The sequence below is a fragment of the Tenacibaculum sp. Cn5-46 genome (assembly GCF_022347705.1).
GTDB classification, from domain to species: domain Bacteria; phylum Bacteroidota; class Bacteroidia; order Flavobacteriales; family Flavobacteriaceae; genus Polaribacter; species Polaribacter aiptasiae.
Window position 1 is genome coordinate 308120 of record NZ_JAKRGD010000003.1, and the last position, 19741, is coordinate 327860.

20 protein-coding genes are annotated in these 19741 nt (G+C 28.9%); 13 read left to right on the forward strand and 7 right to left on the reverse strand.

Translation table 11 applies throughout. The features are described 5' to 3' along the window. Positions 1-104: 104 nt before the first annotated feature. Positions 105-2828 (forward strand): TonB-dependent receptor, encoded by a 2724-nt coding sequence (locus MHN29_RS08085; protein ID WP_235274004.1) that lies wholly within the window; start codon positions 105-107, stop codon positions 2826-2828. A 97-nt stretch (positions 2829-2925) separates the two neighbouring features. Here the strand turns inward: MHN29_RS08085 and MHN29_RS08090 are convergent, their stop codons facing one another. Next, a complete protein-coding gene (locus MHN29_RS08090) occupies positions 2926-3276 on the reverse strand; it encodes a 4Fe-4S dicluster domain-containing protein (protein WP_150899158.1) in 351 nt (116 codons plus the stop codon). A gap of 72 nt (positions 3277-3348) precedes the next feature. Here MHN29_RS08090 and MHN29_RS08095 point away from each other — a divergent pair, with 72 nt between their 5' ends. The 10 genes from MHN29_RS08095 to MHN29_RS08140 all read left to right on the forward strand — a co-directional run bounded on the left by MHN29_RS08095 (position 3349) and on the right by MHN29_RS08140 (position 12723). Next, a complete protein-coding gene (locus tag MHN29_RS08095; RefSeq protein ID WP_235274005.1) occupies positions 3349-4410 on the forward strand; it encodes an acyl-CoA reductase in 1062 nt (353 codons plus the stop codon). Positions 4411-4462: 52 nt separating this feature from the next. Then, positions 4463-5527, forward strand: coding sequence for a 3-phosphoserine/phosphohydroxythreonine transaminase (gene serC, locus MHN29_RS08100; RefSeq protein WP_235274006.1), 1065 nt, complete (start codon positions 4463-4465; stop codon positions 5525-5527). A gap of 57 nt (positions 5528-5584) precedes the next feature. Further along, complete coding sequence (locus MHN29_RS08105) at positions 5585-6538, forward strand: D-2-hydroxyacid dehydrogenase (RefSeq protein WP_235274007.1); 954 nt, start codon at positions 5585-5587, stop codon at positions 6536-6538. 3 nt (positions 6539-6541) lie between these two features. Continuing rightward, a complete protein-coding gene (locus MHN29_RS08110; RefSeq protein WP_235274008.1) occupies positions 6542-7780 on the forward strand; it encodes a DUF1015 domain-containing protein in 1239 nt (412 codons plus the stop codon). Further along, entirely contained in the window at positions 7770-8450 is a 681-nt protein-coding gene (locus MHN29_RS08115) for a YggS family pyridoxal phosphate-dependent enzyme (protein ID WP_235274009.1), read from the forward strand. The genes MHN29_RS08110 and MHN29_RS08115 overlap by 11 nt, the downstream gene beginning before the upstream one ends. A gap of 33 nt (positions 8451-8483) precedes the next feature. Next, complete coding sequence (locus tag MHN29_RS08120; protein WP_235274010.1) at positions 8484-9581, forward strand: exonuclease domain-containing protein; 1098 nt, start codon at positions 8484-8486, stop codon at positions 9579-9581. Positions 9582-9607: 26 nt separating this feature from the next. Then, positions 9608-10426 carry an ion transporter gene (locus tag MHN29_RS08125; RefSeq protein ID WP_235274011.1) on the forward strand — a complete coding sequence of 273 codons (819 nt, stop codon included), beginning with the start codon at positions 9608-9610 and terminating at the stop codon, positions 10424-10426. After that, positions 10427-11329 (forward strand): tRNA (adenosine(37)-N6)-dimethylallyltransferase MiaA, encoded by a 903-nt coding sequence (gene miaA, locus MHN29_RS08130; RefSeq protein ID WP_235274012.1) that lies wholly within the window; start codon positions 10427-10429, stop codon positions 11327-11329. Positions 11330-11391: 62 nt separating this feature from the next. Then, positions 11392-11895: an OmpH family outer membrane protein gene (locus tag MHN29_RS08135; RefSeq protein ID WP_235274013.1), complete on the forward strand. Its 504-nt coding sequence runs from the start codon at positions 11392-11394 to the stop codon at positions 11893-11895. A 9-nt stretch (positions 11896-11904) separates the two neighbouring features. After that, positions 11905-12723, forward strand: a complete 819-nt coding sequence (locus MHN29_RS08140; protein WP_235274014.1) for a DUF1853 family protein — start codon at positions 11905-11907, stop codon at positions 12721-12723. Here the strand turns inward: MHN29_RS08140 and MHN29_RS08145 are convergent. Further along, positions 12698-13621, reverse strand: coding sequence for an EamA family transporter (locus MHN29_RS08145; protein ID WP_235274015.1), 924 nt, complete (start codon positions 13619-13621; stop codon positions 12698-12700). The genes MHN29_RS08140 and MHN29_RS08145 overlap by 26 nt on opposite strands. 141 nt (positions 13622-13762) lie before the next feature. Then, on the reverse strand, positions 13763-14251 hold the full coding sequence (gene yiaA, locus MHN29_RS08150) for an inner membrane protein YiaA (RefSeq protein WP_235274016.1): 489 nt from the start codon (positions 14249-14251) through the stop codon (positions 13763-13765). Positions 14252-14400: 149 nt separating this feature from the next. Here yiaA and MHN29_RS08155 point away from each other — a divergent pair, with 149 nt between their 5' ends. After that, positions 14401-15909 (forward strand): hypothetical protein, encoded by a 1509-nt coding sequence (locus MHN29_RS08155; RefSeq protein WP_235274017.1) that lies wholly within the window; start codon positions 14401-14403, stop codon positions 15907-15909. Positions 15910-15977: 68 nt separating this feature from the next. Here the strand turns inward: MHN29_RS08155 and MHN29_RS08160 are convergent, their stop codons facing one another. After that, on the reverse strand, positions 15978-17129 hold the full coding sequence (locus MHN29_RS08160; RefSeq protein WP_235274018.1) for an SAM-dependent methyltransferase: 1152 nt from the start codon (positions 17127-17129) through the stop codon (positions 15978-15980). A gap of 125 nt (positions 17130-17254) precedes the next feature. Between MHN29_RS08160 and MHN29_RS08165 the strand changes: the two genes are divergently transcribed. Beyond that, complete coding sequence (locus tag MHN29_RS08165; protein ID WP_235274019.1) at positions 17255-17656, forward strand: hypothetical protein; 402 nt, start codon at positions 17255-17257, stop codon at positions 17654-17656. A 37-nt stretch (positions 17657-17693) separates the two neighbouring features. On the opposite strand, the gene hisIE is transcribed toward MHN29_RS08165, so the two are convergent. The 3 genes from hisIE to hisA are packed head-to-tail and all read right to left on the reverse strand — an operon-like array spanning position 17694 to position 19737. Beyond that, positions 17694-18281, reverse strand: coding sequence for a bifunctional phosphoribosyl-AMP cyclohydrolase/phosphoribosyl-ATP diphosphatase HisIE (gene hisIE / locus MHN29_RS08170; protein ID WP_235274020.1), 588 nt, complete (start codon positions 18279-18281; stop codon positions 17694-17696). Further along, positions 18278-19030 carry an imidazole glycerol phosphate synthase subunit HisF gene (gene hisF, locus MHN29_RS08175; RefSeq protein ID WP_235274021.1) on the reverse strand — a complete coding sequence of 251 codons (753 nt, stop codon included), beginning with the start codon at positions 19028-19030 and terminating at the stop codon, positions 18278-18280. Before hisF ends, hisIE begins: the two co-directional genes overlap by 4 nt. Continuing rightward, on the reverse strand, positions 19024-19737 hold the full coding sequence (hisA, locus tag MHN29_RS08180) for a 1-(5-phosphoribosyl)-5-[(5-phosphoribosylamino)methylideneamino]imidazole-4-carboxamide isomerase (protein ID WP_235274022.1): 714 nt from the start codon (positions 19735-19737) through the stop codon (positions 19024-19026). Before hisA ends, hisF begins: the two co-directional genes overlap by 7 nt. Positions 19738-19741: the final 4 nt, after the last annotated feature.

Here is a 19741-nt window from a genome sequence, read left to right on the forward strand (position 1 = left end):
GTATAAAAAAATATTCTTCACTTATTAATAGTATAACGTATAACTCAATTAAGAATAAACTTCTTAAACAACTAACGTTTTTTCTATTAATCAATCATATATTCATGAAAAAAATTACATTACTAATTTTCACAATACTATTTACTAGTGTCACTTGGGCTCAAACAAAAATAACTGGGACAATAAAAGATACTAATAACAATCCATTGCCTGGAGCAAATATTTTAGAAAAAGGAACTCCTAACGGAACCAGTTCAGATTTAGATGGAAATTTTAGCTTAACAGTTAAAGACGGAGCAATATTAATTATTAGTTTTTCTGGTTTTGAAACCAAAGAAGTCCCTGTAAATGGAGAAACTAGTTTTAATATTACTTTAAATGAAGGATTACAATTGGATGAAGTAATCATAGTAGGGTCAAGAAATGCTAAAAGAACTGCTGTTGATACACCTGTACCTGTAGATATTATTGACGTACAAGATCTAGCTACTAAAAATGGTAAGGTTGAAGTAAATGACATTTTACAATTCGCAGCTCCCTCTTTTAACGCTACTAAACAATCTGGTTCAGATGGAGCTGACCATATAGTTCCAGCATCATTACGTGGTTTAGGACCTGATCAGACATTAGTTCTTATTAACGGAAAAAGACGTCATCAATCATCATTAGTAAATATTTTCGGTACAAGAGGACGTGGAAACTCTGGAACAGATTTAAATGCTATTCCTGCGGCTGCAATAAAACGAATTGAAGTATTACGTGACGGTGCTTCTGCTCAGTACGGTTCAGATGCTATTGCTGGAGTTATCAATATTGTTTTAAAGGACAACACAGACGGAGTAACTGGAAGTTTCGGATATGGAGTATACAGTACAAACGTTGGTAGTGGTTGGGAAGCTGCAACAGGAGAAACTTTATACAATGTAAATGGTAAAAACAGATTAGACGGAAAAGATAAAAGTTTTGATGGAGGTACCTTTAAATTTGACTTAAATTATGGAGCTAAATTAAATGACAGAGGTGGTTTTGTTAACTTTACTACTGAATTGTTGTCAAAAGATAGAACCTTGAGGCCTGGATTTTCTTGGAGAAAAGGATATGGTAGCGCAGCTATTGATGGGTTTAACTTCATGGTAAATTCTAGTTTACCTATTAATGACAATACAGAAGTTTATGCTTTTGGAGGCAGAAACTTTAGAGATACTGATGCTTATGCTTTTTCTAGAAGTAGTTTTGCTGATGGAGATAATAGATCTGTTCCTAGTCTATATCCTAACGGATTTACTCCTAGAATTACTTCTAATATTACAGATATTTCTATTTCTGCGGGTATTAAGCATAAATTGAACAACGGATGGGAGGTCGATTTTAATAATACCTATGGAGAAAATAAATTTCATTACTTTATAAAAGATTCAAATAATGCTTCTTTAAAAGATGCTTCTCCAACAGATTTTGATGCCGGAGGTCATAGTTTATCACAAAATACCACAGGTATTAATTTTACTAAATACTTAGAAAATACTTTAAGCGGTATCAATCTTGCTTTTGGTATCGAATATAGAACTGAAAACTTTATTATATTTTCAGGTGAAGAGGCTTCTTACGGACTTTATGACAACAACGGTGTTTTAATCACAAATCCTGCTACTCAAACTGTTGCTACTGATAGTAATGGAAACGATTTACCAGGAGGTTCTCAAGGATTCCCAGGGTATAGTCCAGATAATGAAATTGACAGGTCTAGAAGTAATGTAGGTATGTACTTCGACTCTGAATTTAATTTTTCAGAAAAGTTTTTAGTAGGAGCTGCTCTTAGATATGAAGACTATAGTGACTTTGGAAGCACTTTCAATTTTAAACTGGCTTCTAGATTTAAAGCAAGTGAAAACTTAACTTTCAGAGGATCTATTTCATCAGGATTTAGAGCTCCTTCATTAGCTCAATTATATTACAACTTAAAGTTTACAAATATTGTTAATGGACAATCTTTACCATCTTTATTGTCTGCTAATAATAGTACTGTTACAAGAGCTTTTGGTATTCAACAATTAAAAGAAGAAAAAGCTTTTAACACAAGTTTAGGTTTCACATATAAAATTGGTGGATTTACTGCTACTATTGATGCTTATTCTATTACTGTAGACGATAGAATTATTTTAACTGATAATTTTGATGCTTCAAGTTTAAACTTAGGTGTTGATGCTGCTCAATTCTTTGCAAATGGTGTTGATACAAAAACACAAGGATTAGATATTGTTTTAAACTATAAAAAGAGCTTTAATGATCATAAAATTAACATTGGTTTAGTAGGAAACTTCAACGATACAAAAATCAAAAGCATAAATACTCCTACAACTTTACAAACAACCTTGGGGTTAAGCGCTGAAGAAGCTGAACTAACGTTCTTTAGTCCTTTCTCTCAAGCTTATTTAAGAGCTTCAGCTCCAGATCATAAATTTAATTTAAACTTAGGATACTCCTATAAAAAATTCGATACTAATTTAACTTTTACAAAATTTAGTGAAGTACAATTATATGATTTCCAATGGGTAGATACTCCCCCAAAATCACAAGCAGACGTTGCTGCTTTATTAGATCCTGCAAAAGGTTCAGTAGATACTTATGAATCAGCTATTACAACCGATTTAAGTTTTAGTTACGCTTTTACAGATAAGTTAAAATTTACCATTGGAGGTAATAATATTTTTAACGTATACCCTACTCCACAATTTGATGGATGGACTGACCAAGGAGGTTTAGCAGACTCTGTGCAAATGGGCTCAGATGGAGCTTACTTTTTTGCAAGATTAGGTTTTAAATTATAATCCCCACTTCTCATTTACTTGTGTTATTATATGTAATGAAAAACACCCAAACTAATTAGTTTGGGTGTTTTCTATTATTAGATGGATAATAAATTATCTATTCATTATGCATAAAACTTTGTTTTGCTAATAATTCTTCTTCAGTTTCAACATTATCATCATCAGGCACACAACAATCTACAGGACAAACTGCAGCACACTGAGGCTCTTCATGAAACCCTTTACATTCTGTACATTTATCAGCTACGATATAATAAATTTCATCAGATATAGGTTCTTGTTCTTCATCTGCATTAGCATTTTTACCATTAGGTAACACTATATCTCCTTCCAAATCAGTACCGTCTGCATACTTCCAATCTTCAGCTCCTTCATAGATAGCTGTATTTGGACATTCTGGTTCACATGCACCACAATTTATGCATTCATCAGTTATTATAATTGCCATAATTAATCTGTTTCAGTTTTTGTAACTTTGCAAGCGCAAAAATAGTTCCAAATTAATTTAGAAACAAAATAAATGGATACAATCCAAAATAGAATCGCTGCTTTTGTAAAATTAGGAGAATTTTTAAGTCAATTCACTCAAAAGAATGTAGCACAAAAAGATACAGTTGAATTTAACGACATTTTTTTTGATGGTTTTAAACATCAATTAAAAATTTCTGGAGAAAATAATACTTGGTTTACGAAAGATCAATTATTATTCGCTACCGAAAATTGGTCTAAGGCATTAACTGAAACTTCTATACAAAAATGGATTTCTAATGAAAATTTAGGTCATAATGAAACTAAACAAGTTGCTATTATTATGGCTGGGAATATTCCTTTAGTTGGATTTCATGACTTCTTATCTGTTTTAATAGCTGGACATTCTGTTTTAGTAAAACAATCTTCTAACGATAAGCATTTATTACCTTTTTTAGCTAAATATTTAGAATTTGTTGAACCAGAATTTAAAGGTAAAATTACTTTTACCGAACAAAAACTAACTGATTTTGATGCTGTAATAGCAACAGGAAGCAACAATACTGCTCGTTATTTTGAATACTATTTTAAAGACAAACCAAGTATTATCAGAAAAAACAGAAACTCGGTTGCTATTTTAACAGGAAATGAAACCAAGGAAGATTTTGAAAAATTAAGTGAGGATGTTTTCCGTTATTTTGGATTAGGGTGTCGTTCAGTTTCTAAATTATTTGTTCCTAAAAATTATGACTTTGATTCTTTTTTTAAAGGAATGTACAATAAACATGAAATCATCAACAATGTTAAATATGCTAATAACTACGATTATAACAAAGCGGTATATTTAATGAGTGAATTTGATATTTTAGAAAATGGGTTTCTTATGATTAAAGAAGATCAAAGCTATGCCTCTCCTATTGCTTCAGTTTTTTATGAATATTATGAAAATGCTGATAATTTAAAAATCAAACTTTGGGAAGATAAAGATCAAATTCAGTGTGTAGTTGCTAACAATTTTATTGATAATGAAATTGCATTTGGCCAAACACAACACCCTCAATTATGGGATTATGCGGATGGTATAAATACTCTTGAATTTTTAGCAAAAATTTAAAGATTAAACTCTATAAATTTGCACCTTTGCTATTAACAAACACAACTACAAAATGAAAAAGCATAACTTTAGCGCAGGACCATGTATTTTACCAGAAGAAGTTTTAAAAAAAGCTTCTGAAGCGGTTATAAATTTTAATAACGATAATTTATCATTAATTGAAATATCGCATAGAAGCAAACCTTTTGTTGATGTTATTGAAAATGCAAGAAGTTTAGTTTTAGAATTATTAGGCCTTGAAAATAAAGGATACAAAGCTTTATTCTTACAAGGAGGTGCCAGTAATCAGTTTTTAATGACAGCTTATAATTTACTAAATAAAAAAGCTGCCTATTTAAATACAGGAACTTGGAGTTCTAAAGCAATTAAAGAAGCAAAGTTATTTGGAGAACTAGTTGAAGTAGCCTCTTCAAAGGATGAAAACTTTAATTATATTCCTAAAAATTATACAATTCCTACCGATGTAGATTATTTTCACTGTACTAGTAACAATACTATTTACGGAACGCAAATGAAAAGTTTTCCTGAAACTAATGTTCCTTTAGTTTGTGATATGAGTTCAGATATTTTTTCACGTCAATTAGATTTTTCAAAATTTGATTTAATCTATGCAGGAGCACAAAAAAATATGGGGCCAGCGGGTACTACATTAGTTGTTGTAAAGGAAGAGATATTAGGAAAAGTAGAAAGAATTATTCCTTCAATGTTAAACTACCAAGTATTTATTGATAAAGAAAGTATGTTTAATACACCACCTGTATTTGCAGTATATACTTCTATGTTAACATTAGAGTGGTTAAAAGATTTAGGAGGAATAGAATTTATTGAAAAAGTAAATCAGCAAAAATCAGCACTTTTATATAATGAGATTGATCGCAATCCTTTATTTAATGGTAATGTAGCAAAAGAAGACAGAAGTCACATGAACGCTACTTTTACTCTAGCTGATGAAAAATTAACAGAAAAATTCAACACTATGTGGCATGAAGCTAATATAAATGGTTTAAATGGTCATAGAAGTGTTGGTGGATATAGAGCAAGTATGTACAATGCATTACCCTTATATAGTGTGCAAGCTTTGGTAGATGTAATGCAAGAACTAGAAAGAACAGCATAAAAAGTTATTGGAAGAATTAGGTTAAACTATTTCTCGTAATAACAATATAGATTTAAGATGAAGATATTAGCAAATGACGGAATTTCTAAAAACGGAATAGAAATTTTAGAAAGTAAAGGATTTGAAGTAATCAGCACAAAGGTTGCTCAAAATCAGTTGGAAAACTATATAAACGACAATAATATTGATGCTATTATTGTTAAGAATAATACACAAGTTCGTCAAGAATTAATTGAAGCATGTCCAAGTATTAAATTAATTGGTTGTGCAGGTGTTATTATGGATAATATTGATGCTGATTATGCGGTAGATAATGGTGTTCATGTAATAAACACTCCCTCTGCAATTTCAAACGCAATTGGAGAATTAGTTTTTGCACATCTTTTCGGAATTACTCGTTTTTTACACCAATCAAATAGAGATATGCCTTTAGAAGGTGATTCTCGTTTTAACACCTTAAAAAAACAGTATGCAAAAGGTACTGAGTTAAGAGGTAAAACAATTGGTATTATTGGTTTCGATAGCATTGGACAAGCCGTAGCTAAAATAGCTTTGGGAGTTGGTATGAACGTAATAGCAACAGATTCAAATGTAGAAAGAGCTACAATTAATATTCCTTTTTTCAATGGACAATCAGCAAATATTGAAATAGAAACTACTTCTTTTGATGAAGTTATCAAAGAAGCCGACTTTATCACCTTACATCTTTCTAACCAAGAAGATTATATTCTTGAAGAAACTCAGTTTAACAATATGAAAGATGGTGTAGGAATTATTAATACTTCACAAGGAAATCTTATTAATGAAGTTGCTTTAGTAAACGCTATTGAAAGTGGTAAAGTAAAGTATGCTGGATTAGATGTATTTGATAACGAACCTACTCCTGCAATTCAATTATTAATGAATCCTGAAATTTCATTAACTCCACATATAGGTTCTTTAACTCTAGAAGTTGAAGAAAGAACAGGAGTTGAATTAGCAAACCAAATTATTAAATTACTTTCTGAATAATTTATGGCAATTGTAAAACCTTTTAAAGCAGTAAGAGCTACTCGTGATAAAGTAGCTATGGTTTCATCTAAATCATATGAAATTTATACTTCAGAAATGTTAAAAGCTAAATTAGCGTTTAACCCTTATTCTTTTCTACATGTAATTAATCCTGGATATAAATATCATAAAGAAGATATTAGTGGAGAACAACGCTTTAAATTGGTACACAATCGTTATTTAGAATTTAAAGAAGATAAAATTTTCACTCAAGACGAAGCACCTGCTTTTTATATCTATCAAAAAACAACTCCTACAAATTCTTTTTGTGGAATTATAGCTGCAACCTCTGTTGAAGATTATCATAATGATGTTATAAAAAAACACGAAGGAACTCTTAGAGAACGAGAATTACTTTTTGAAAACTATTTAAAGAATACAGGATTCAACTCAGAACCTGTACTCCTTACCTACCCTGATAATGATGTTATTGAATCTATCATTAAAAAATATCAGGCTGAAAGAGCTGAATATGAATTTTCAACTACCGACAAGGATCATCATTTATTATGGATTGTAAATGATAAAAATGATATTAAGCAAATAACAAAAGCATTTGACAATGTAGATACTTTATATATAGCAGATGGGCATCATAGATCTACTTCTTCTTGTTTACTTGCTAAAAATTTAGCCAAAGAGAATCCAGATCATACTGGTAAAGAAAAATACAACTCATTTATGAGTTACTTACTACCAGAAAGCCAATTAAGTATTTATGAGTTCAATCGTTTTATAAAAGACTTAAATGGTTTAACTCCTGATGAATTTTTAATTGAATTAGATACTTTTTTCAGAATTGAAAATAGAGGTCAAGAATTGTACAGACCTAAAGAGAAACATCACTTTAGCATGTATTTAAATGGCGAATTTTATGCATTATACCTTAGAAAATCTGCATATGAATTTACCGATTCTTTAAGTCGACTAGATGCACAAATTCTTTATACAACAGTCCTAAAACCAATTTTAGGTATTAATGATATTAGAAATGCATCAAAAATTATCTATTCGCAAGATAAATCAGATAGTTTAGAATTAAAAACAAAAGTTGATAGTGGCGATTTTAAAATTTCTTTTGGAATGTTACCAACCACTATTGAAGAACTAAAAAGCATTGTAGATTCAGGAAAATTAATGCCTCCAAAAACTACCTACATTGAACCAAAATTAAGAAGTGCCTTAACTATTTATGAATTCTAATATGATTACTGGAATTAAAGAAAATCTTCAAAAAATAAAAAATAGTATACCAGAAAACGTAACCTTAGTTGCTGTTTCTAAAACAAAGCCTATAACTGACATTCAAGAAGCTTATGAGGCTGGTCAACGTGTATTTGGTGAAAACAAAATACAAGAAATGGTTAATAAGTACGATAACTTACCTAAAGATATTAAATGGCACATGATAGGTCATTTACAACGAAACAAGGTTAAGTACATGGCTCATTTTGTTGATTTAATTCATGGTGTAGATAGCTTTAAAACCTTGAAAGAAATTAATAAACAAGCTAAAAAACACGATAGAGTTATCAATTGTCTTTTACAAGCTCGTATAGCTAAAGAAGACACTAAATTTGGATTATTATTTTCTGATATTGAAGAAATATTATCTTCAGAAGAGCTATCTGAACTAGAACACATAAATATTGTTGGTTTAATGGGAATGGCTACATTTACTAATGATCAGCAACAACTTCAAGAAGAATTTTCATCATTAGCTAATTTCTTCAAGAAAAATCAGGAAAAATACTCTAATCTAAACACACTTTCAATGGGAATGAGTGGTGACTATCAATTGGCTATTGAAAATGGAAGTAATATGGTTAGAATTGGTAGTTCTATTTTTGGAGTTAGAAATTATATTGTTTAAATTTACATTAATCAGCTAAAAAGAGAAAAAGAATTGTACGCAATTTTAGACATTGAAACGACAGGAGGTAAATTTAACGAAGAAGGCATTACTGAAATTGCTATTCATAAATTTGATGGACATCAAATTGTAGATCAATTTGTAAGTTTAGTAAATCCTGAAAGAGAAATTCAAGAATTTGTTGTTAAACTAACTGGTATTAACAATAAAATGCTTCGTAATGCACCTAAGTTTTATGAAGTAGCTAAACGAATTATTGAAATAACTGAAGGTTGCATTATCATTGCCCATAACGCTAGTTTTGATTACCGAATATTACGTACAGAATTTGATCGTTTGGGGTTTAATTACCAACGTAATACCCTATGCACTGTTTCACTTAGCAAAAAATTAATTTCAGAAGCGCCATCTCATAGTTTAGGTAAACTATGTAGATTTGTTGGGATACCAATGTCTGATAGACACAGAGCTAATGGTGATGCTTTGGCTACTGTGCAGCTTTTCAAACTACTATTAGAAAAAGATGTTGATAAGGAAATTATTCAACAGTCTATAAAATATACTGATAACCGACACGAAAAGCAACGTTTCTTAAAAATACTAGATAAACTTCCAGAAAAGCAAGGAGTATTTTATGTTCATAATGAAGAAGGTAAAATCATATATATTGGTCGAGGAAAAAACATAAAACAGGAAGTAAATAAACTCTTTTTAAAAGAAACACCTAAAGCTCAAAAAGTACAAAAGAGAGTTGTAGAGATAACTTATGAAGAAACTGGAAACATTCTTCTTACTCGTTTGAAATATCATACAGAACTTCTTAAATTAAAACCTAAGTTTAATATTATTCGTAGAAGAAAAGTAAATGATAGAAATTTCAATCACGATAATTTTTTAATTGTAGATAAAGGGAGAATACCTGAAGAACATGGTGTTATTTTAGTAGAAAACAATCAAGTAATTGGATATACTTTTACCAATTTGGCTTTTCAAGAAAATCAATTAACTGTTTTAAAATCTATGGTGACTCCTATTGAGGACAAACAGTTAGCTAAAACGATAATTAAAAACTACTTACTTAAAAACAAAGTACCTAAAATAGTAAGACTACAAGTAGAAAATAATTTGTAATATTGTCTTAAATCAACTTTTTTCATTTGAAAACCGAATCAAAAAATTGGAAAGAAAAACTTCATGAAATAATTTATGAAGCGGATACACCTGCAGGAAAATTATTTGACATCGTATTATTAATTGCAATTATAGCTAGTATTGTGTTAGTTATGCTAGAAAGTGTTAATAGCATTAATGAGAAATATGGAGTAATTTTAAACCTTTCTGAGTGGTTGATTACAATTCTTTTTTCTGTTGAATATATAGTTCGTATTGTTTCTATAAATAGACCTCAGAAGTATATTTTTAGTTTTTATGGTATTATTGATTTACTTTCAACATTACCTAAATATTTAGCTATTTTCTTTACTGGCACACATAGCTTAGTTGCTTTGAGAGCATTACGATTACTACGCGTTTTTAGAATCTTAAAACTTGCTCGTTTCATTGGGGAATCTAATAACTTTATGAAAGCACTTAAAGCAAGTAGAGCTAAAATAGCAGTATTCTTATTTTTCGTTTTAATTTTATGTATCATTTTAGGTACTGTGATGTATTTGATTGAAGGAGGAGATAATGGTTTTACAAGTATTCCTAGAAGTGTATATTGGGCCATTGTAACACTTACTACTGTTGGTTATGGAGATATTGCTCCTCATACACCTTTTGGTCAATTGATAGCTAGTATTATTATGATTCTTGGTTATGGTATTATTGCTGTTCCTACGGGTATAGTTAGTTCGGAAATGGTTAAAGTGAATGATATAAACTTAAACACACAATCTTGTCCTAGTTGTTCTTATGAAGGACATGACGATGATGCCTCTTACTGCAATCATTGTGGAAGTAAATTACATGATTAAATGAAAAATACTTTAATTACCATTGTTGGTGCAACAGCTATTGGAAAAACTGCACTAAGTATAAAACTAGCACAACATTTTGGTTGTGATATCATTTCATGTGATTCTCGTCAATTTTATAAAGAAATGAGTATAGGAACTGCAGTTCCTGACACTGAAGAACTGGCTTCTGCAACACATCATTTTATTCAAAACAGAAGTATTTTTGAAGATTATTCTGTTGGACAATTTGAAAAAGATGCTCTAACTAAGTTAGATGAATTGTTTCTTAAAAATCCTATTCAAATTATGGTAGGTGGAAGTGGTTTATATGTTGATGCAGCTTTAAAAGGTTTAGATTATTTTCCTGATGTAGATTCTGCTATTAGAGTTAGTCTTACTAAAGAATTAGAAGAAAAAGGAATTGAACATCTTCAAAGTAAATTAAAAGACTTAGATCCAGAAACATATAATTCTATTGCCATAGACAATCCTCACAGACTTATTAGAGCTTTAGAAATTTGTATTGGCACAAATAAAACATATTCATCTTTTAAAAATAAACCTAAAACACCACGTAATTTTCAATCAATCAAAATAGGATTAACTGCTGATAGAGAAATTATGTATAATCGTATTAATCAACGAGTTGATATTATGATGAACAACGGTTTATTGGAAGAAGCTAAAAAACTGCACCCTCATAAAAAGCTAAACGCGTTACAAACCGTTGGATATAGAGAGCTTTTCGAATATTTTGATGGGAATTTCACTAAAGAATTTGCTGTAGAAGAAATTAAAAAAAATACACGTCGTTTTGCTAAAAGACAAGGTACATGGTTTAGAAAAGACAAAAGTATTATTTGGTTCGATTTTCAAGATGATATACAGCATATTATACAAGAAATAGAAAATAAAATTTAACTACTTTTAAGTTTTTCAATTTATTCTCTTTCATATATTTGTGAAAATTAATTAAAAAAACAATGAAATTTAAATTTATACTCTTTACAATAACATTATTTACAACATTATCGTATGCACAAACTAAAGTAGGTACTGTTAATAGTGACTATATTATTGGTAAAATGCCACAAATGAAAAATGTTATTCGTAGGGTTGAAAATTATGGAAAAAAATTAGATTCTTCTTTTCAATTAAAAGCGAAAGAATACCAAACAAAAATCGAAGCTTATAAAACCGCTGAAAAAACACTATCTGAAGAAGATAAAAAAACTAAAGTTCAAGAAATCGCTACTTTAGAGCAAGAAATTGGAAATTTCAGACAAAATGGTGCTAAATTATTACAACTTCAAAGAGATGATAACATGCGCCCTTTATATAAAAAATTAAGCGAAGTTATAGCTGAAGTTGCAAAAGCAAACGGATATACTCAAATTTTAACAACCAATGGCAACCAATTTGGGTACATTGATAAACGTTACGATATAACTAAATTAGTTTTAGAAAAATTGGGTATTAAAGAATAAGCTCTTTTAATGGATAAAAAATCAAAAGACCTATTATTACAATATAAAGGATTTTTAGAAACACCTTTTCTATGGTATGGAAAAGGTGTTTTTGATTTCATACAGTTTGAAAATCTAAATACAAAAACTACTTCTTTCAACTCTCAAATTACTCAAAAACTTCGTTTAGGAAAACTAGTTGAACGTTTTGTTTCTTTTTATTTACAACAAAATCACAACATAAAAATCCTTACAGAAAACTTACAAATTCAAGATCAAAAGCGTACTACAGGAGAATTAGATTGTATCTTATTAAAAAAAGGTAAACCAATTCATTTAGAAATTATTTATAAATTCTATTTATATGATTCTAATGTAGGAAATACTGAAATTGAGCATTGGATTGGACCTAACAGAAGAGATAGTCTTCATCAAAAACTAACTAAATTAAAAGAAAAACAATTACCCCTACTCTATTCCAAAGAGTGTGCTACTTATTTACAAGATTTGAATTTATCTGCTCATGAAATTGAACAACAAATATATTTCAAAGCTCAATTATTCACTCATTTAAAAAGTTATAATAAAGATGAGTTTCCAATTATAAACAATGAATGTATTGCTGGATTTTATATTCATGCTAATGAATTAGAGCAATTTAAAGATTCAAAGTTTTATATTCCAAACAAACATAATTGGTTAGTAGTACCTCATACTAACATTAACTGGCTAAATTTTGATGATTTTACTTCTAAACTTCAAATCTATTTAGACGAAGAAAACGCTCCGTTATGCTGGCTTAAAAAACCTAATGGTGAACTTTTTAAATTTTTTGTGGTTTGGTGGTAACTTTATTTTTGGCTATTCTTTTCCTAGAAGTAATAAAATATACTCCAGTTAACAATACTACAGAAGCTATTATTGATTGACGAGTTAATTCTTCATCTAACAAACTCCAACCTAACACCAAAGCTATTACTGGATTTACATAAGCCGAAGTTGCTACTTTTTCTGGAGATACCATTTTTAGTAAATAATTAAATGCAGTAAAAGCAACTATTCCTCCAAAAATAATTAAGAATACCATTGACATTTGAGTTTTATATGACCATTCAAATGGAGAGATCCATGTTTCTTTAAAAATTAAACTTGCTGTTCCTAACATTATAGCAGCAAATAACATTTGATATCCTGTACTTACTAAATAGTTTTTAGGCAAATCGGCCTTAGCTACAAAAACACTTCCATAACTCCAACTTAGTACACAAGTTAGCATCATAAAAATTCCTAAAACACTTCCTTCTGAAGTTGAAATTTCTTCCTGACTTACCAATAAATACATCCCTATCATTCCTAACAGAACACCGATCATTGATTTTCTTTGCATTCTTTTCCCATCAATCAAACGCAATAAAAACAATACAAATAAAGGCTGAGTTGAAGCTAACAACGCTGCAAAACCACTATCAACATATTTTAACGCCCATACAAAAACACCGTTACCATATACCAAGAATAAAAAAGCCGCTATTAATGAATTAACAAACTGATTTTTTGATAATTTTGTAGGTATCTTCAGCAACTTAGCTATCAAAATAATTAATAAACCAGCCATTAAAAAACGTATGGTTGCTAAAAATAAAGGTGGAATTTCTGTTACTGCTATTTTATTAAATAAATAGGTAGATCCCCATATAATGTATATAGAAAAAAACGCTCCAATTATTAATAGTTTTGATGTTTTCATATTTGCTTGCCTTCTAGAGATAAAAGTACAATTATACTTTCAATTTATTCAAACAAAAGGAATTTCATTTTCTCTATTAACTATAAACTACAATAAACATTAAACTCGCATGCATATTACCATACATACGAGTTTTCTTAATTAATGATTCCCTTCTTCTCTTTCATTTTCCTTTATATAAGCAATATCCCTTGTATTTTTTTGTACAGATATGGCAGCGAAAAGACTTAATGTAAAAGACATACCATAAAATCCTTTTTCACTCAATAATAAATCTGCATTCCAAAGTCCAACTACTAACAAAACAATAGATGTTATAGTGGTAAACCAACTCATTCCGTAATAAATCTCTGTTACTTGTATTCCCTCTAATTTATCTCTAATTGTTTTCTGTATTGAGATAACCGAGAATAACGCAAAAAGCAATACTGTAAAATAATACCCTTTCTCATTCAATTCCATCTCCGCATTCCATAGTCCAATACAATATGCTGAAATCCCTATTATTAATACTCCCCATGAAGCTCCCACAAATGCCGATGTTGGTTTTTGATCAAAAACTTTAACTGTTTTATTCTTTTTATTTTTAACCTCTTTAGTATGTTCAAAAGTTTCTATTTGGTTATTCATAATTTTCATTTTTAATTACAGGTCAAAAATGCAATGACTATTATTTTTTTTAAAAACAAAATACTCAAAAAACCAACGATATAGTTTAACTCAAAAACTAAAAATAAACTATATTTACTGTATTTTAAAAACAAATAACCAACGATATAATGATAGATTTAAAATCTATAATTTCTACCTTATCTTCCGATGAGCAACATAAGTTTATACTTTACTTAGAGAAAAAGAATAAACGAAAAGATGCAAAAAACATTCAACTATTTAAACTTATAACAAAGGGAGAAACATCGATTTCTATTATTTGTAATGACTTATATAAAAGTCAAAAAAGAGATGCTTATTATACTCTAAAACAACGTTTAATAGATTCTCTAATTGATTTTATAGCCAATAATAAATTACAAGGCGAAAACTCTATTGATATTCAAATTGTAAAATACATTCTTGCTGCTAGAGACTTTTTAATAAACAAAAACTATAAAACGGCTTATAAAATTTTAGATAAAGCTGAAAGTATTGCTAAAGAATATCAACTCTTTACAATACTTAGCGAAATATACCATACTAAAATTCAATATGCATATACAATTCCTAATACTAACATAGATGCTATTGTTAGTGACTTTAAAGAAAATCAAAAGAATCATTTTCTTGAAGAAGAGCTTAACATTGTATACGCTAAAATTAGACAAACTCTAAAAACAATGAACTACGAAGGTGGTAGTCATTTAAGTTTCCAAGAAATTACCAATACTATTTTCAAGGAACATAATATTAGCATCAACAATAGTATGTCTTTTAAATCTTTGTATCAGTTAATAACGATTGCGAGTATTTCAGCTTTTGTAAGTAAAGATTTTATCACTGTTGAAGCTTTTCTTATTGATACTTACGAAACTCTTAAAAAGAAAAAGGAAAATGAAAAACAACTCTACTATCATATTAGAGTACTATATTTAATTTCTAATACCTTATTTAGGAATAAAAACTTTGACAAATCTATGTATTACCTCAATATAATGCATGAGTATATGCTTCAAGGTAAAAGAAAGTACTACAACTATTTTAAGTACAATTATTCGCTATTATTTGCCTTAAATAAAAACTATACGAACAAACAAGCAGAAGCTATACATATTTTAGAAAACCTAATTGACAAAAAAAATACTGATGTAAAAACTATGTTAGATATCCGCTTAAGTCTAATTATGTTTTACTTTCAAAATAATCAACTACAAAAAGCGCTACAATTATTTTCTAAATTTTATCATTCCGACAATTGGTATATTGAGAAAAATAGTATGGAATGGACAATTAAAAAAAATCTTATTGAAATTTTACTTCATTTAGAATTAAATAATATTGACTTATTTGAATCCAGATTATTAAGTTTTAAAAGAAAATACTACGATTATTTAAAAGATATTGGACAACTTCGTGTTATTAATTACCTAGGTTTGGTTGAAAAGATTTATAAAAATCCAGAGTCAGCTACTTCTACTGATTTCTTTAACAAAGTTGAAAACTCTTTTGACTTCATAGGCGCTAAACATGAAGATCTTTTTGTAATGAGTTTTTATGCTTGGCTGAAAAGTAAAATGTATAAAAAGAGTGTATTTGATGTTACTTTAGAATTAATTAATCAGGTTAAAGCTTAAATATAATATTCTTATAAAATCTAAAAATCACCTTTAAAAGGTGATTTTTGTTTTTTTTATATACACATTTATATAAGTGTTTCTAAATAATGATTCTCTATTGAATAAGCATTTTTCAAACTTGAGATTTTGTCTTCAATTTTTGAAACATCATTCTTTTTAGAGGATTTAGTACCAACTAGCATTACATTCTTACGAGTATGCTCATTACTTATAAACTCAAATACTTTAGTATTATAATTATTCTTTTCTAAAATAAGTGCTCTTATAGTATCTGTTACCATTTCAAACTGACGTTCTTTAAAAATACCATACTTTAATAATGGACTTTCTTGCTCTTTTCCTTTTACTTGCTGACGGATTTGTTTATGACAACATGGAGCGCATATAATTAACTCTGCTTTTGAAGACAGTCCTTTATAAATAGCATCGTCAGTTGCAGTATCACATGCATGTAATGCTATCAAAATATCTATCTTATTATTATCGTATTCTTGAATTGGCTGTGCTACAAACGATAAATTTTTAAATTCAGACTTCTTAGCAACATCATTACAATAGGTAACTAATTCCTTTCTTAACTCAATACCAGTTACTGTAGCGTTATACTTTTTTTGATTTACTAAATAATCATACAAAGCAAAAGTCAAATATCCTTTTCCAGATCCCATATCAACAATATTGATTTTCTTTGGAAGTTTTGTTGATTTTAGCAATCCTTCTATAATTTCTAGATACTTATTTATTTGTCGGTATTTATCTGCCATTTTATGAATAACCTTACCTGACTTATCTGTAATACCTAAATACTGCAAATAACTTCCAGCTTCAGCTAATCGTTCTTTTGGTTTATCGTGTGTTTCAGGCAACTTATTTTTAAAACTTGGTCCATTTAATTTATAAGACACCTTTTTCTTTTTTGATATAAACACCAACAAATCATTAGACAATGTAAAAAGTGTTGCTGCTCTAAAATTATCCATTAATAAGATTTCTAATTCTGATATTGCTTCTTTTAATGTATAGTTTTTTACTTTATCATTAGTTGTATAATGATAAGTAAATTGAAACATTTCTGTTCCTTTTATTTTTATCAATCTAACATATACATTTGGCAATCCATCACTTTTTCTAATAGGCTTACTTAAGGTAAGCTTCACAAAATTAGATTCTAAAACACTTTGATTTAGTGTATCTCTTAACTGTTGAAATTCATTCATTTTGCAAAAATAGTCAATTAACTTAGTTAAGTATAAATTGTATTAAAGTTTGAACAAACAAAAACACATAAAACACTCATTTAAAATATTTTAACTAAATTTAATAACATTTAAATCATAGAATTATGAAAAATTTATTGTTAATTATCATTTTCTTAGGGTTTAGTATTTCTTCTTTTTCTCAAAAAGAGAATTTAAAACTAAAGAATATTAAAAACAAGTACGCCAATATTTTCTTTAAATCACCAAATAAATACGATAATAAAGAACAACCTTTTATGGTTTCAAAAATCATCTATTCTACAAGTTTTAAAGAATCAGAATCAAAAAATAAGTATCAAATTTCTATCTACGGTAAAGTAAGCAATAACAAAGAACAAATTCTTTTCAATGCCAAAAACATTCAAGAGTTATCTTATTATAGAAAAGTTTTCAAAGGAAAATATAAAAAAATTCTAGTCTTTAACTATGGATATTATAAAGGGAAAAAGAAATACTACGATACTTCTCTTTCAGTAGAATATTAAATAAAAAGGTGAATATTAAAAATATTCACCTTTTTATTTATGAATTTCTAGAACTTAATGTTTCTTCTATATCTGACAAACTTAAATCTTTAGCTTTTAATAAAATTAAAAAGTGATATAATAAATCTGCTGCTTCATTTTTAAACAATTCTTCATTATTGTCTTTTGCTTCAATTACTAATTCTACAGCTTCTTCACCTACTTTTTGTGCTACTTTATTAATGCCTCTTTTATATAGTTTATTAGTATAAGATGTTTCAACATTATCATCTATTCTATTATTTATAGTCTCTTCTAACTCGTACAAAAAACCTTTTGATGTTTCTTCTGCAAAACACGATGTTGTTCCTTTATGACAGGTATGACCTTGAGGAACCGCTTTTATCAATAAAGTATCTTCATCACAATCAAGTTGAATACTTTTTACTTCTAAAAAGTTACCTGATTCTTCTCCTTTTGTCCACAATCTATTCTTACTTCTACTATAAAATGTAACTCTTTTTTCTTTTTGTGTTTTTAAAAAAGCTGCTTCATTCATATATCCCAGCATCAAAACCTGTAAGGTAAAGTTATTTTGAATAATTACTGGAACCAATCCATTTCCCTTTGCAAAATCTATATTCATCGTATTGCTATGTTTTGTTCTTTTAAATATTGTTTAAGTTTTGGTACTGGTATTTCTGAAAAGTGAAAAATACTAGCTGCTAGCCCTGCACTTGCTTCTGTTTTTGTAAAAACTTCTTTAAAATGCTCTTCTTTCCCTGCTCCTCCTGATGCTATTACTGGTATGTTAACCTTTTTACTTACTAAGTTTGTAATTTCTATTGAAAACCCCTCTTTAGTACCATCACTATTCATAGAAGTTAATAAAATTTCTCCAGCACCTAAACGCTCCACTTCCTTTGCCCAACTAACTGTTTTTAAATCTGTTTCATAAGTACCTCCTTTGGTAAATACCTTCCACTCATCATTTACATTTTTAGTGTCTATAGCTACTACTACAAACTGACTTCCAAAACGATTCTTTAAATCAGTTATTAACTGAGGTTTTTTCACTACCGATGAATTGACGCTTATTTTATCTGCTCCTGCTTTAATCAAAGCTAATGCATCATCTACTGTACTTATTCCTCCTCCTACAGTAAATGGTATATTTATTTCTTTGGCTATTTTCTCCACCAATTCTACCAAAGTTTTTCTATTCTCTAGAGTTGCAGTAATATCTAAAAAGACCAATTCATCAGCTCCTTCTTCTACATATTTTTTTGCAAGTTCTATTGGATCTCCTGCATCTCTAATATCTATAAAATTAACTCCTTTAACTGTTCTTCCATTTTTGATATCCAAGCAAGGAATTATTCTTTTTTTCAACATAACTCTTGTAATTCTTTTAAACTTATTTTTCTTTCATAAATAGCCTTTCCTAAAATAGCTCCTTCGCAACCTATCTCTTTTAGTCTTACCAAATCTTCAATAGTAGCAACTCCTCCGCTTGCTATTAAATTTACTGCACTTTTACTCAAAATCTCTAGATATAAATCTACAGAGGCTCCTTGAAGCATACCATCTTTAGTTACATCTGTACAGATAGTACTTTGTACTCCAATTTCTTCATATTCTTTTATAAAGTCTATCACATCTATCTCCGAAGTTTCTAGCCAACCCTGTGTTGCTATTTTTCTATTTTTACAATCTGCTCCCAGAATAATTTTTTCGCTTCCATACTTTGTTAACCACCCTATAAAAACATCTGGATTTTTAATTGCTATACTTCCTCCTGTTATTTGATTTGCTCCATTTTCAAAAGCAATACGTAGATCATCATCAGACTTTAAACCTCCTCCAAAATCTATCTTCAAATTAGTCTTTGTTGCTATTTCTTCTAATACCTTATAGTTTACAATATGCTTTGATTTCGCTCCATCTAAATCTACTAAGTGTAAATATTTTATTCCATTATCTTCAAACTCTTTAGCTACTTCTAATGGATTTTCGTTATATATTTTTTTGGTTGAATAATCACCTTTAGTAAGCCGAACACATTTTCCTTCTATAATATCTATCGCTGGTATAATTCTCATTATA

Bases quoted from the DNA above. Each gene is read 5' to 3' on its own strand.
- MHN29_RS08085 (WP_235274004.1), top strand. From the start codon at position 105: ATGAAAAAAATTACATTACTAATTTTCACAATACTATTTACTAGTGTC.
- MHN29_RS08090 (WP_150899158.1), bottom strand. From the start codon at position 3,276: ATGGCAATTATAATAACTGATGAATGCATAAATTGTGGTGCATGTGAA.
- MHN29_RS08095 (WP_235274005.1), top strand. From the start codon at position 3,349: ATGGATACAATCCAAAATAGAATCGCTGCTTTTGTAAAATTAGGAGAA.
- serC (WP_235274006.1), top strand. From the start codon at position 4,463: ATGAAAAAGCATAACTTTAGCGCAGGACCATGTATTTTACCAGAAGAA.
- MHN29_RS08105 (WP_235274007.1), top strand. From the start codon at position 5,585: ATGAAGATATTAGCAAATGACGGAATTTCTAAAAACGGAATAGAAATT.
- MHN29_RS08110 (WP_235274008.1), top strand. From the start codon at position 6,542: ATGGCAATTGTAAAACCTTTTAAAGCAGTAAGAGCTACTCGTGATAAA.
- MHN29_RS08115 (WP_235274009.1), top strand. From the start codon at position 7,770: ATGAATTCTAATATGATTACTGGAATTAAAGAAAATCTTCAAAAAATA.
- miaA (WP_235274012.1), top strand. From the start codon at position 10,427: ATGAAAAATACTTTAATTACCATTGTTGGTGCAACAGCTATTGGAAAA.
- MHN29_RS08135 (WP_235274013.1), top strand. From the start codon at position 11,392: ATGAAATTTAAATTTATACTCTTTACAATAACATTATTTACAACATTA.
- MHN29_RS08140 (WP_235274014.1), top strand. From the start codon at position 11,905: ATGGATAAAAAATCAAAAGACCTATTATTACAATATAAAGGATTTTTA.
- MHN29_RS08145 (WP_235274015.1), bottom strand. From the start codon at position 13,621: ATGAAAACATCAAAACTATTAATAATTGGAGCGTTTTTTTCTATATAC.
- yiaA (WP_235274016.1), bottom strand. From the start codon at position 14,251: ATGAATAACCAAATAGAAACTTTTGAACATACTAAAGAGGTTAAAAAT.
- MHN29_RS08155 (WP_235274017.1), top strand. From the start codon at position 14,401: ATGATAGATTTAAAATCTATAATTTCTACCTTATCTTCCGATGAGCAA.
- MHN29_RS08160 (WP_235274018.1), bottom strand. From the start codon at position 17,129: ATGAATGAATTTCAACAGTTAAGAGATACACTAAATCAAAGTGTTTTA.
- MHN29_RS08165 (WP_235274019.1), top strand. From the start codon at position 17,255: ATGAAAAATTTATTGTTAATTATCATTTTCTTAGGGTTTAGTATTTCT.
- hisIE (WP_235274020.1), bottom strand. From the start codon at position 18,281: ATGAATATAGATTTTGCAAAGGGAAATGGATTGGTTCCAGTAATTATT.
- hisF (WP_235274021.1), bottom strand. From the start codon at position 19,030: ATGTTGAAAAAAAGAATAATTCCTTGCTTGGATATCAAAAATGGAAGA.
- hisA (WP_235274022.1), bottom strand. From the start codon at position 19,737: ATGAGAATTATACCAGCGATAGATATTATAGAAGGAAAATGTGTTCGG.